Here is a 13,426-nt window from a genome sequence, read left to right as displayed (position 1 = left end):
CTGATACAGATTCGCCAGTGCCATCCCGCGGCACTGGATTAGGCTCGAAGACATTTCAGATGCCCGAGCTTTCTCGAACTCCCATATTGACCGTCTCGCCCAACGCCATTAATTTTAAACTAAGGCAGTGTGCAAAATGAATCACGCAAGCAAAATTCTGGAATTTGCAGATCGTTTCACCGGGCGATTGGATTCGACGCTCATAATTCAAGCTTTAGACTATATTCGATATAACGAAGAAGCTTTGGCGTTAGAGATTCTATGCGAGCAACTCTTCGAACACGAAGTGTCAATTAGTGCAGATGAATGCACCATTGCAGAAACTTTGGCTATGAAGCTGAACATTCAGTCCAATGCAATTAAGAGACTTCATGAATTGGTGCAATAGTGACGTTTCACCCAATTGAATTGGCCTTTCTCGGCCGGGTGGCACAGATCAGATCCTTCCGCTTCCCCTATCATGACTTTTCTTGTGTGGAACTGGCTTCGCCAGTGCGTATTTCCAATAACAACCGCACTCAACAACATACCCATTGAATTCCTAGCTCCACATCGTCACTGGATAGCGATCCAAGCCATTTCAGGCGTCCGATCCTTTTCGCACTGACATAGCCAGTGCCATACAAAGCATTACATAATAACGAGTTACGTCCACCGCGGCTCGAAGAGGAGCGTTACTAATGTGGACGCCAAATGGTCTACAAGATCCACGCGAAAACCCTTGCAGAGTTGTGTGATTTCCGTGATGGATGTATAAGGAGAAATGAATCGCTCGTTGCGAACACCCGCTATTTCTTCCCCTACATACCACTATTCTTGAGAGACTCCCAAGTCGGGCATTCTAAGCTAGTGGTCTGGGCAATAAGCCAGTCAATTCCTTGCTGGTCGACCCAAGCATTGATAAGCCTGTCAGCCATTTCCGCGTCCTTTAACGAATGTGGCCCAAATACACCTAATGCAGGGTAGTAATTGTCGGGTTGGTGATGACAGAGTGGGATCAACTCGATGCGGTAGCCGATATTAGCTGGCAAGATCGAATGAAGTTTTAACTTTACCACCTCCAGGCAACGTACTGCAAGGTCATAATCATTGAGACTCAGGATTGCGAGAACTTCAAGCGGTGTGCAACCTTCTTTCATTAGTTCAAACCCCCTCCAATAATACCGGTCAAACAAGTAAGCAGAGATGGCATCGCCACGTACTAACACAACAACATTCTTACCACTATTCCCTTAATAAGACTGCCCATCTCCTTCCTTATTAAAGAAAAACGCGATTTTCTTTAATAAGGAAGTCCTTCGAGCGCCTTATTAAACAAAAAGGCTTGATGACGGATACTCTACGCATAGGCGCATTGCTCGCTACCGCCTTTAAAAGAACGCCCTGCCCCGTACGAAATAAAGATATCCTTAGGGGGAAGCATGAAGTATCCCAAGCTGCGCCTACTGTCCTGGCTCGTTCTCGGCTGCGCCCTGTGCCTCAGCCTCGGCGCTGATCGTCCGCCCGCCCCACCCAATGACGTCATTCCCGTCAAACTGGAAATGCGCGATGGCTCCCTGCTCCACGGGCATCTGAAAACCACGAAAATTCCCATCCTCATCGAATACGGCCTACTCGAAGTCGATTATCACCATCTCCGCTCCATCGACTTTCGGCCCGCCGACTCGGAACTCACCAAAGACAGCCTCGAACTCACCGACCGCGAGAAAATCCGCGGCCTGCTCCAGATCAAATCCCTTGAAATCGAAACGGGCGAAAAGCTGCAACAAATATCCATCTCTGATATTCGAGATCTGAAAGTTGTCCGAGAAGGAGTCGGCGCTAGCCTCGGTTCCCTTCTATTGGGACTTATCACCCTCACCGCCATGGAGATCGTGCTCGGCATCGACAACATTATCTTCCTGGCCATCGTGGCCGGTCGCTTACCGCGCGAAAAGCAGCCGCGGGCTCGGAAACTCGGCCTGATCGCCGCCTTGGGAACGCGAATCCTGTTACTTTGCTCGCTCTCGTTTCTGCTGGGGCTGACCAAGCCGCTCTTCACCCTCCCGGAACTCCCCTTTCTCGCCGATGCGGATGCCCGCGAAATCTCGCTTCGCGATCTGATTCTGCTGGCCGGGGGACTCTTTCTGATTGGCAAAAGTGTCATGGAAATGCACGAGAGCATCGAGGACGAAAATTCAGCAACCGACGAGAAAAAGCCACTGCCCCGGACAGTGAGCTTCGGCAAGGTACTTATTCAAATTGCCATTCTGGATATCGTTTTTTCGCTCGACTCCGTGATTACCGCCGTCGGCATGGTGGAAGAACTCTGGGTCATGATCGTGGCCATGATCATCGCCATGTTCATCATGATGACCTTCGCAGGTAAAATCAGCGATTTCGTGGCCAAGCATCCGACATTGAAAATCCTGGCTCTCAGTTTTCTGATTCTAATTGGTGTGCTGCTAGTCGCCGAGTCGGTCGGCCAGCATATCGATAAAGGCTACATCTATTTCGCCATGGCATTCGCCGTCTGTGTGGAAATGATCAACTTGAAAAGCGGCAGTCGGGAAGAGGATTGAAAAATACCTCAAATCTCTTTGAATGCTTCCCTAACGCTTATCGAAAGGAAGCTATTCATGCAGATTTACATCGTGCTGCATCACGAGGTTATGGGGACGGAAGAAGATTTTCGCTTTGACGAGATGGTGTTTTTTACGGCTTCGACATTGAAAAAAGCTCTGAGCATGATCAAAAAGTGCGGCGTCAGCCGGTATTCCTACTGGGAAATACAAACCCAAAAAATCGATGATCTCGAATGGCCGGAGCATGTCGGTTATTACGGCTTGAGAGGAGGCAAATTGACTGCTCCTCCCTACGAAAAATGCGTTGCCGCCTTCAAAAAGGAAAGACCTTGGGATCTTGAAAACTGAAATCCAGCGTTTGAAGGCTCAGCCAGGAATCGAGGGGGCGAGTTCAATACTCCTCAATCAGCCGCATGCCATTGGCATCGAACCAGCCGGCCCCATCCACCTGATAAATCCCCTCCGTGGCCTGCGCCAGCCAACGGCAGGTCCAATCGAGCAGATCTTCCAACTGGGATTCGTTGTTGTGGTCAATCGGCTTGCGCAGCGTAATCATTTGCTTGCTTTGAATCACTTTTTCCATTAAAACCTGGGCAAAAGGGCTGTAATCGCAGGTTTCCAGAATCCCGGCCCAGACGTTCAGATCCTCCCGGAGGTTATCCTCTTTGACCAGGTAGCGCTCCAGATAGACCGGGGTGCCGGTGCCGACCGATAATTCCGCGGCCGTCCAGCCCAAGTCGTCCCCCCGGAACTGGCCGCGGACGCTCAAACCGGATTGCTGGAGATGTTCCAGCAGACCCGCGGGGGCCGGTTCCGCATCGGAAAGTCCAAATATCCTAGACCACATAGCCCGTTCACTCCGGTTTTCTCTTTGCCCGTTCGCTATAATAGCGGTATACCAATTTGCCGAACGAGGTCCGTATGCATTTTCAGATTGAGGTTGCACCGCCGAGCGGTTCCATAGTTCCGGCTACCGCTTTGCAGCCCGACGTTTCCACCGAACTCCTCAAGCAGGTGGTGGAACTGCAAAAGCAACAGATCATGATCCTCCGGGCGATGTACGCCCAGCACGACGGGAATACCCGCTGGAAAAAGCTGCTGGAGCGTTGGGAAGGGGAATTCCCTCTGGTGGCGGGCGCCTGCCGGGAAAGCGTTCCGATGATCGAACGCGCCTATCTGAAATTGATTCAGGAACTAACCGATAAACTGCACGACGACGACGGCAATCCCGTCTTGGACGATGATTTTTCTCTGGCGGAGTTTCTCGACCGTTATGCCATTCGCATCAGCCAACTCGGCACGATGTTAAATTTAATTGGCCCCTTGGCCGATGCTGCTAAAAAAGAGGAAAAGAACGACTGATGGTCCCGGAGGACCGCGATTACTTTTGAAAGTTCGGCTCGACACGAAAATCCACGAGCCGCCTTTCAAGTGAAAATGTCCGATCGAAGACGAAGCTTTTAGGAAACGAATGGATATCCCACTGTCGGATCTGGCGCCCGTCCGCGAATTGTACGGCAAAGGACTGTATCTTCGGGCATGGAAGAAAGCTCAGGAACTGGGCCCGATTAAGGATTGGTCCAACCCCGCCGCGCGCCTGCTGGGGGGCCGACTGGTAATCCAATTGGGCGCGCCGCGTCTGGGCCACTGGCTGCACCTGCGAGCCTTCCGCGATAATCCGACCTACCACGAAGCCATATACTACAACGCCCGCTACCGTTTCGAAAAATTCGGCCCCTTAGCCACCTGGCGCTTCATGCGCCAGCACATGGAATGGTACGATGCCGCCCCGAACGTCCGGGCCGACTGGATCGGCCTGCAAGGCTTCATCGCCGGCCGACTGCGCGACTTCGACCGAGCCGAACGTCTGCTGAACCGGGCCGATTCCACTGCCCCCGACCGGCCGTGGCTGTTGATCGAACGAGCCTCCGTCTACGAATTTTCCGAGCGCTATGAGGAAGCCCTCGCCTGTGCTCGCCGCAGCCAGGAACTTTCTCCCTATTTCCGGCCCGGCGTGCAGGCCGAAGCTCATCTGCTTCAGCGCATGGGTCGGGAGCAGGAAGCACTGGAAGTTTTGGAACGGGCTTGCGAGCATATCGAGAGCGGCCTCGTGGTGGCCCATCTGGCCAGTGGTCAACTCGACCTGGGGATGGTCGAAGCGGCCCGCAAGAATTACGAACGCTACGCCGAATTGTCGCCATTACTTGAAGAGGACGTCCAGAAATGGCTGGCGGCCCGGCGCTGCGACACGGCGTTCTTCCTGGGCGATCTGGAAATGGCCAAGAGTCAGGCTCCGCTGGCCGTGCTGGACAAGGAGCCCTTTTACGCTCAGTTCGCCGAACGACTGAACAATCTGTCCGGCCCAATCCCTGCGTCGATTCGGCTCGATCAAACCCCGGCCGGAGTTGCGGTTCGCAAATCGCCGGTCGACACCCCCCCCGCCGAACTTCTGGCGAAGTTCTGGGGCAAGACCGAAGGGCTTTTCCAACCTTCCGATACCCCTCCCTCCGATGGTCTTCCCGACATTCGTGAAAGAGCCTGGCTGGAATCGCTCGGGTTTAGCTGTGTGGAAGCTCAATTTGCACCCGATACGGTGTATGCACTGCTCGAAAACGGCATCCCCTTCCTGATTACCCTCGTCGATTCCGGCTACACCCATTCCTTCGTGGCCATGGGCTGCAACAGATTGCGCGAATCGATCTGGATGATCGACAACGGCGAACGCAAAGCCAACGAAGCTCCCATCTCCCCGATTCTGGAACGCTACGCTTCGATCGGTCCCCGGCTCCTGGCCATATTGCCCGCCGCCGAAGCGGATCGCTTTGAAAAAATCCCCTTCGTCGAGCGTGCGGAATACGACCGGCTCTATCGCGTACTCTCGGCCCTGGCCAAAGACGACCGCGCTACCGCGGACGGTCTGCTGAAAGAACGCGAGTCGAGCAATCAGCGGCTGGATTTACTCGGTCGACTGGCTCTCGCCCGTTACGATGCGAATCCGACCCGGACGGTTCAACAACTCGATCAACTGCTGAGCCTCTATCCCAACGATGTGAATTTCCAGCTGTCCCGGATGAACTCCCTGCGCGAACTCGGCCGTCGGGAGGAACGCAACCGGCTGACCAACGAACAGGTCGAAAAATTCGACGGTGAGCCGTTATTCGCACAATATTTTGCTCAAATGGCCCTGGCCGACTTCCGACTTTACAGCCCGGCTATCACGTACCTGCGCCGGGCGATCCGAAAACGACAGCACAATGCCGGCGCCTACTATTTGCTAGCCAGCCTGCTCTGGGAAAAGCGCGAATACGAAGAAGCGACCGAAGTCTATCGCATGGCCGCGGCGCTGGAAGACAAGGATGAACAGTTTGCCGAGAGTTACTGGCGTGCGGCCCGCAGCCAGGGACAGGCTCCCGAAGCCAAACGCTTCCTGCAAGCTCGTCACAATCGTGCCAAGGCGAGAGCCGCTGAGACGACTCGAGCGCTCTTCTACGCCTACATTGAAGAGAACGAAATCGACCAGGGCTTTCAGGCGATTCGCGAAGCCATTGCGGCCGAGGAACAGGCACTTTCCGCGGCCAATTTGGATCCCGAGCGGAATAAAGCTTCCATCCTTGAAGAAGTCGGCGACCTCTACCTATTCCTGGCCGAGATGCGGCTGAATTTCAACGATGCCGACAAAGTCGAAGAAGCCATGACGGAAGCCGAAAAACGGCTGAGCCCCGTTGCCTTCGCTCGCGGCGCGGCCCGACTGGCTTCCCAGCAAGCCAAACTCCTGGACGCGTTCAAATACAACGGTCTGATTCTGGAACAAGAACCCCGCAATCTGGAAGCCTACCGGAGTCAAGTCCGGCTCGTTTCCGATCTGGAAGGCCGGGAGGCCGCGATCGCCGGGCTGGAAGCGGCCTGCAAAAAATTCCCGCACTTCTACCCGCTCCAGCAACTTCTGATCGAGTGGCACCGCTCCGACAACATCCCTCCCGGCGGCAGCAACGAAGAACTCCCCGCCGAGGCGGTTATTCGACGGATGATTGCCGATTGCCCGGAGGATGCCTGGGCCCATCGGGAACTGGCGTTACACCTGGCCAGCCGGGGCCGCTGCGAAGAAGCACTTGTGGAACTCGATTTCGCCAAGAATATCGAACCCGAGAGTCCTTCTTACTATTACACTCTCGGCCACGTTTATGCTCGGGCCGATCGTGTCGAACAGGCCCGCGAAGCTTACGAACAGGTCATCCGACTTTCCGTCGATAACGACCTCGCTATTGGCGAACTTGTCAATCTCGCTCGCGGCGAAGAAGAAAAGAAGGAAGCTCTCGAGTTCATCGGGGAAGAAATCCAGAAGCAACCAGTCGTGGCCGAAGGGCTGATGTCCTACCGCGATCAGGCTCTGCAGATCCTCGAACCGGAAGATATTCTTCGCGTCGTTCAGAATGTCCTCGACGAGAAGCCGGAAATCTGGCAGGCGTGGTCGGTCGCCATTCAGCTGCTCTCGATGTCGGGCCGCATGGAAGAAGCCAAGGAACTGGCTAAAGGGGCCACCGAAACTTTCCCGCTGGTCAGTCGGCTGTGGGTCGATCTCGCGGAAATCTGCGAAGCTACCGAAGACATCGAAACGCAACTCAACGCACTCCGCCGAGCGTTGGAAATTTCGCCGAACTGGGGTTTCGCCGCCCGCGAACTTTCGGAATGCCTAGAAGAATCTCATCCGGAGGAAGCGCGGGTCGTGCTGGAACAGGCAGTGGCGCGTTCGCCGCTCGACCCGGTCAATCACGGCTACCTGGCCGATCACCTCTGGAACGTCGGTGAAAGCGAAGAGGCCTTCAGTCGTCTCTGCCTCGCTTTGAAACTCGACCCTGGCTACGAATGGGCCTGGCGGGCGCTCGGCGAATGGGCCGAACGGATGGAAGATGGCGACCGAGCCCTCACCACCGTTCGCGAAGTCGCCCACCTGCGGCCCGGCGACTACCGCACCTGGTTGGCTCTGGCCCGCATGCTCTCCGGCCCCGCCCATCACGATGAAGCCCTGGACGCTCTGAATCGGGCGATCAAACTGAACGCACGCTGCATCGAAGCCTACGACATGAAGGCGGAGCGGCTTGCGGAAATCGGCCGTTACGATGAAGCCAAGACCGCGGCCACTCCGTCGATTTTCGATCCCGATCCGCCCATGATTCTGCAGGGCCGGGCTGCCTGGGTCGAAGCACGCCGGGGGAACCTGCCTCAGGCGATACGGGAGATGCAGGCGCTGGTCACCCTCGAACCGCACTACTACTGGGGTTGGCAACAACTGGCCGAGTGGCACAACGAGATGAACAACTCGGAAGAGTTTCTCGAAGCGACTCGCAAGTTGGTGGAAATGCGACCCGATAGTCCGGTCGCATTGGCCATGCGCGGCGAAGCCAAGCTGCAGGTCGGCGATAAAGAGGGCGCTCACGAAGATCTGCGCGAAGCGCAACAACTGGCTCCCGCATATTCCTACGCCGGGATGCTGCTTTTCGATTCGCTCATTCAGGAAGAAGAATACGAAGCGGCTCGACCGGTGCTGGCCGTGCTTCAGGAACATGTCGGCGGCAGCGGCCAGCCATTCGTTCTGGCCCGCCATGCTCAACTGGCCGCCCGCACTCAGGACGAAGAGGGAGGCGAGAGCGCGCTTCGCGAAGTCTGTACCCTGCCCTGCGATTCCACCTGGCCCATCAACACGGCCGTCAGCGAGTTACGCAATGCGGGCTATACCAAGATGGTCGATCGGGTCCTGAAAGAAATTCTGGAGACCGAACCAAAATTCCATCCCTACATCCTGATGTCCTGGATTGAAGGCCCCAGTGGCCAGGCCAGCGAAGCCGATGAAAAACTACAGATGATGGACAAGGTAATCACGGCTATACCGGACAGCTTCCAGGCCTACGACATGAAGGCGGAACTGCTCTCCCGTCTCGGCCGCTACGACGAGGCTCTTCAGACCTGCAAGCCGGACGTGTTCCCCCCCGACGAAATTCCACTCGCTCTGCGTGGCCGGTCCGCCTGGGTGCTCGGCTCGCAGAATCGTCTCGACGAAGCCATCGCCGCGATGAAAACGCTTCTCGAAGAAGATCCCGAATATTACTGGGGCTGGCAGCAACTGGCGAACTGGTACGATTCCACGGGAAACCATCAGGAATATCTGTCGGCCGCGGAAAGTCTGGTCAAATTGGATCCGGGCAACCCCGCCTCCCACGCCTATCGCGGCGAGGCCAAACTCTACGGCGGCGACCGCCGGGGCGCCAAAGTCGATTTTCAGAAAGCCTTCGAACTCGACAACAGCTACGCTTTCGCAGGTCTGCATCTGATCGACGAACAACTGGCCGACGGTGAACTGGAAGCGGCCAACGGTACGCTGGCCCGCCTGCAGGAACACAACGATGGACCCTACATCCGCTTGCGAGCGCTGCGACTCGCGGCTCGCAAGAAGGACGCCGAGGGCTGCCGGGATATCTTCCGCAGCCTGGCTCTCGACGAAAATGCCCCGGCCATGGTCGTCAACAAGATGATCGAATCGCTTCAACAGTCGGGTTACAAAGCCGAAGTCGATAACTGGCTCACCGAATTGATCGATGAGCCCGAAGCGACGCCAATAGTCGGTAAGCTCTGGATCGAACATAAAGCGGCCCAGAACGACTACGACTTCGAAAGTAAACTTCCCGAACTGATGGAACGGGGCGAAATCGGTCAGGAAGCGGTCTTCGCCGCCGTGGAAGCCTGCGCCAAACCGAACCAGCGAACCCGGTTGGACCGTCTATTGGAAAAGTACCGTCCCACGTTGGAGCGGGACAACCGCGGCTGGGCCAAGGTGGCGCTGGCCTACGAAGCAGTGAACGAGTTGAAAGAGGGAGCTAAGTGGATTGAAGACTGGCCAAATCGCCAGCCGGAATCTCCCTGGATCTTCCATCCCCCGGCCCTGATCCTACGGGCTTTGGGACAGTACGAGCAGGCCGAAGAGATCACGCGCCGGGCTCTCGATCTGGACGATGAGGACAGCAGTGTGCCCGAATTCCGGGTCTGGCTGGCTTTCGAAGAAACCTTGCGGGGTAAAACCGAGGAGGCCAACGCTCAGTTGAAGTTATCCAACGTTCAACAACTGAGCGATACCGCCCGGATAATTTACACGCTGACCGAGACCTTGATACTGGTGCAGCAAACCTCACCGAAACATCGCCGTGGGGCCTTCGATGAAGCTCGGCGGCGCGTAAAAGAATGTATTTTCACTTATGCACCGAAAGTGAAGAGCCCGGATCTGTCCAAGTCGTATCAGCGTTTTATTCGCTGTCTGGCCAAAGAGGTCGGTGGGATTGAAGCCTGGTTATGGTCGATGAAACAGAAAATCAATCCACCGGTTTAGAAAGTTCGATTCGTACTTCCATGCAACTAAATCTGGCGCCGGAACATCAGCATCGGCTCGCCCCCCTGGCCAACAAACCCGCTGGCCAGTTGCTGATTCACGAAATCTATCGCAGTATTCAGGGGGAATCGACCTACGCCGGGCTCCCCTGCGTGTTCGTGCGTCTGACGACCTGCAATGTGCGTTGCGTCTGGTGCGACACGCCGCACGCATTCAAGGAAGGTGCGCTCCTTTCTTTCGAAGATGTTCTGCAAAAAGTCCTCGAATACAACTGCCCGCTGGTGGAGCTAACCGGCGGCGAGCCGTTGCTTCAGGAAGAAGCCTTTGAATTGATGTCGCAGCTGGCCGATCGCGGCAAGAAGGTTCTGCTGGAAACCTCGGGAACAGTTCCGGTGGATCAAGTCGATCGCCGGGTGTGCATCATCATGGATTTGAAGTGCCCCGACAGCGGCGAGTGCGATTCGAATCTGTTTGCCAATCTCGATCATCTGAAACCGACTGATGAAATCAAATTCGTGATCGCTTCACGGCGGGATTTCGAATGGACGGTGGAGACTATCCGCAAGCATCAGCTCGATCGGCGTTTCGAAGTGCTCTTGAGTGTGGTGCACGACAAGGTAAAACCGGTGCAGTTGGTCGACTGGCTGTTGGATTCTCAGTTGCAGGTGAGAATGCAGCTTCAGATGCACAAGTATATTTGGGATCCGAAGCAGCGCGGAGTGTAGCCGTTGGTGCAGGGCTCCCCACATGCCTGTCCCCTCAAATTTTATCTAGAAAAAAAATTAACCGCAGAGGCGCAGAGGCCGCAGAGGGAATTTTGAGAAGCCGGAATTGCGTGAGCGGTAGCTAGTACTGAATGTTCAAAGATGACTTTCGAACGGTACTTGAAGAATTTTCACCACTGAGCACACCGAGAACACTGAGAGACTCCGTGTTAGGGTGCTAGCTCTGCCAAGGTTGAAAATGCAACGCATTTTCAACTGAGAAAATCTAAACCAACGTGCGATTGCTCACAATAAATGATTACTCTCAGTGCACTCGGTGTTCTCTGTGGTGAAAATTTTCTTCTCGTCTCTGCGAACTCTGCGTGCTCTGCGGTTAAATGATTCTTCGCTTCGCGTTTCCGCAGCGGTGAAAATTTTCTTCTCGTCTCTGCGAACTCTGCGTGCTCTGCGGTTAAATGATTCTTCGCTTCGCGTTTCCGCAGCGGTGAAAATTTTCTTCTCGTCTCTGCGAACTCTGTGTGCTCTGCGGTTAAATGATTCTTCGCTTCGCGTTTCCGCAGCGGCTTATCCCTTGAGAGACAATCGCTACTTCACCCCGGCCAATCGTCTTAGCCGGTCATTAGCGAAGTATTGAGCCAGCCCTTCCTCGATAGCCTTCAAGATGAGACCCGCAACAAACTCCGGCTTGTCTCCCTCGGCATAGTTCGCCGATGGGCCGCCACCGGACGGATTTCCCATTCGATTCTTACCGAAATTCGTGTCCGTTATGAACGGGTAAACCTCGCTCACAACAATTCCATCCTTCTCCAGTTCCGCCCGCGCGGTCAGGCTGAAACCGAGCAGAGCTCTCTTCGAGGAGGAATAAACGCTGTATTGGGGCACGGTCATGAAGGCCGTGCCGGAGTTCACGTTCACGATACTGCCGGCGCCGGCCGAACGCATAATGGGAATCACGGCCTGCATCGCCACAATCGGCCCCAACACATTGAGATGAAAAATCTCATCGAAAATGACCGGATCGATCTCCTCCACGGCGGCGGCATAACTTCGCCCGGCATTGTTGATTAGACCATCAATACGACCGTAGTGCTGGTGTACTTCTCGCACTGCCTGACGGACGGACTCGAAGTCGGTCATGTCTGCAACGACTGGCCAGCTGCGGGGAAGCCGACTCGATAGCTCTACCAGGGCCGCTTTCGAGCGTGCAAGTAAAGCCACTTGAGCCCCGCCCTCGGCCAATGCTGTTGCTGTCGACAATCCGATTCCGGAAGAGGCACCCGTGACAATAAAAACCCGATCTTGGATTTGCATGGAGGAATTTCGCTTTCAGATGATAAATCCGATTGATGCCGACAAGCGGAAGGCCCTGCGAACGGCAACTTCTGAAGACATCGCTTTTTTACGACTTCAAGAGCTTTATGCGACGGCGTCGGGAGATGAGTTTTAAACTGCGGATCGAGAAGATCATGGCAGACGGCCGCGGAAAAGCGTAAAATTAAAGAGATTTATTACCGGTATCGAATCCTTTTCAGAAACGGCTATGGCTCTCTTCCCGCTTGATCTGAATGAAAAATTCCAGAAGCTTTCCCGACCTCCGATCGTGGAAGCGGTCATTCATTGGCAGGCCCGGGCAACCCATTCTCTCGACCCTGAATCCTTAAAAACAGTTCTCCTGCAACGGCTACCCGAATACCAGATTCACGAGCCCATGCAGCTTTTTCCATTCGCTCCCAATTTTGGCGATAAGGAGGCAACCCCGTTGGTTCATTCGACATCGGGTTGGCAGGGAATTCGGATGAAATCCACCGATGGCCGATTCATAGTCCAATTTACCCGGGACGGCCTGATTTTCAGTCGAACCCAAACCTATGCCCACTGGGAACCCTTTCTCGAGGCGGCCAAAGCGGCCTGGAAAGTATTCGTGGATGTGGCCGCCCCTGTTGAAATTCATCGGCTGGGAATTCGTTTCATCAATCGAATTCCGGTTGCGAGTAACGACAAGCTAAGCGATATTCTCCGCGATCCGCCGATGTGCCCTGCAAACTTACCCCTGCAAGAGTTCGTTAACCAAAGCACTTTCAGCGTGCCGGGACACCCTTTCGGAATACGGGTAATCCAGATCTTGCAACCATCGATGCCCGAGCTGGAGAAGAGTTCGGGATTGTTCCTGGACATCGATGTTTTTACAACGAAACCGTTGCCCAATGACTCAGGTACGGTAGCTGATTCCTTGAAGAAAATGCGCTGGTTGAAGAACAAGGTCTTCTTCAATTTACTGACGGAGAAAACGATTCAATCCCTCGTCTGAGACCTGATCGATGAACAGCACTCAGCAACCTCGAGTCGATTACGCGCTTGTGATAGACTCCTGTATTCGATTTCGTCAAAACCAGCTGCGTACCTCCTCGACGCTCGGTCATCACGAAGTTCTGGACGAACTCTGGAAAGTTTGGGATGGGTGCAAGCAGCCGAATTGGGACGGCTTCGGCGCCGTTCCGGTCACGGAGTCCTCCTTTGTACTCGCCTACGAACTCATTTGTTCCCTTCCCCTGGCTTTCCCACGCCCGTCCATTGGTGCGGAGCCCGATGGGCATTTGACGATGGAATGGTACAAGTCCCCGCAGCGAGTAGTTTCCGTTAGTGTCGATCCAACGGGTTTGTTGCACTACGCTGGCCTCTTCGGATCGAATAAACATTACGGTTCGATGCCCTTTTTTGGAACAGTCCCCGCGTATTTGATTAAACTGATCCGAGACCTGTAA

The 13,426-nt window shown here is 54.9% G+C and carries 11 protein-coding genes; 8 read left to right on the top strand and 3 right to left on the bottom strand.

Annotated features, from left to right (window positions below; translation table 11 throughout):
* The first annotated feature begins 136 nt into the window (after positions 1 to 136).
* The gene (locus KIH39_RS25935) at positions 137 to 388 is read left to right on the top strand and encodes a MafI family immunity protein (RefSeq protein WP_213496992.1); all 252 of its coding nucleotides are present in this window, start codon (positions 137 to 139) and stop codon (positions 386 to 388) included.
* Between the two features lie 412 nt (positions 389 to 800).
* Here KIH39_RS25935 and KIH39_RS25930 read toward each other — a convergent pair whose 3' ends face one another.
* Complete coding sequence (locus KIH39_RS25930; protein ID WP_213496990.1) at positions 801 to 1,139, bottom strand: hypothetical protein; 339 nt, start codon at positions 1,137 to 1,139, stop codon at positions 801 to 803.
* A gap of 726 nt (positions 1,140 to 1,865) precedes the next feature.
* Between KIH39_RS25930 and KIH39_RS27345 the strand changes: the two genes are divergently transcribed.
* On the top strand, positions 1,866 to 2,561 hold the full coding sequence (locus KIH39_RS27345; protein WP_390623723.1) for a TerC family protein: 696 nt from the start codon (positions 1,866 to 1,868) through the stop codon (positions 2,559 to 2,561).
* Between the two features lie 57 nt (positions 2,562 to 2,618).
* Entirely contained in the window at positions 2,619 to 2,912 is a 294-nt protein-coding gene (locus tag KIH39_RS25920) for a hypothetical protein (protein ID WP_213496988.1), read from the top strand.
* Between the two features lie 43 nt (positions 2,913 to 2,955).
* On the opposite strand, the gene KIH39_RS25915 is transcribed toward KIH39_RS25920, so the two are convergent.
* On the bottom strand, positions 2,956 to 3,411 hold the full coding sequence (locus tag KIH39_RS25915; RefSeq protein ID WP_213496986.1) for a hypothetical protein: 456 nt from the start codon (positions 3,409 to 3,411) through the stop codon (positions 2,956 to 2,958).
* Between the two features lie 74 nt (positions 3,412 to 3,485).
* Between KIH39_RS25915 and KIH39_RS25910 the strand changes: the two genes are divergently transcribed.
* The 3 genes from KIH39_RS25910 (at position 3,486) to KIH39_RS25900 (ending at position 10,664) form a co-directional block, all read left to right on the top strand.
* A complete protein-coding gene (locus KIH39_RS25910; RefSeq protein ID WP_213496984.1) occupies positions 3,486 to 3,926 on the top strand; it encodes a hypothetical protein in 441 nt (146 codons plus the stop codon).
* Between the two features lie 109 nt (positions 3,927 to 4,035).
* The gene (locus tag KIH39_RS25905; protein WP_213496982.1) at positions 4,036 to 9,939 is read left to right on the top strand and encodes a tetratricopeptide repeat protein; all 5,904 of its coding nucleotides are present in this window, start codon (positions 4,036 to 4,038) and stop codon (positions 9,937 to 9,939) included.
* Positions 9,903 to 10,664, top strand: a complete 762-nt coding sequence (locus tag KIH39_RS25900; RefSeq protein WP_246539432.1) for a 7-carboxy-7-deazaguanine synthase QueE — start codon at positions 9,903 to 9,905, stop codon at positions 10,662 to 10,664. The genes KIH39_RS25905 and KIH39_RS25900 overlap by 37 nt, the downstream gene beginning before the upstream one ends.
* A gap of 585 nt (positions 10,665 to 11,249) precedes the next feature.
* Here the strand turns inward: KIH39_RS25900 and KIH39_RS25895 are convergent.
* A complete protein-coding gene (locus tag KIH39_RS25895; RefSeq protein WP_261352946.1) occupies positions 11,250 to 11,975 on the bottom strand; it encodes an SDR family NAD(P)-dependent oxidoreductase in 726 nt (241 codons plus the stop codon).
* A gap of 229 nt (positions 11,976 to 12,204) precedes the next feature.
* On the opposite strand from KIH39_RS25895, the gene KIH39_RS25890 reads away from it, so the two are divergent.
* On the top strand, positions 12,205 to 12,972 hold the full coding sequence (locus tag KIH39_RS25890) for a TIGR04255 family protein (RefSeq protein WP_213496978.1): 768 nt from the start codon (positions 12,205 to 12,207) through the stop codon (positions 12,970 to 12,972).
* Positions 12,973 to 12,982: 10 nt separating this feature from the next.
* Positions 12,983 to 13,426: a hypothetical protein gene (locus tag KIH39_RS25885; protein ID WP_213496976.1), complete on the top strand. Its 444-nt coding sequence runs from the start codon at positions 12,983 to 12,985 to the stop codon at positions 13,424 to 13,426.

The organism is Telmatocola sphagniphila, from assembly GCF_018398935.1.
Lineage (GTDB): Bacteria > Planctomycetota > Planctomycetia > Gemmatales > Gemmataceae > Telmatocola > Telmatocola sphagniphila.
The sequence above is the reverse complement of the archived record's forward strand: the minus strand, read 5'-3'. Positions and strand labels throughout refer to the sequence as shown.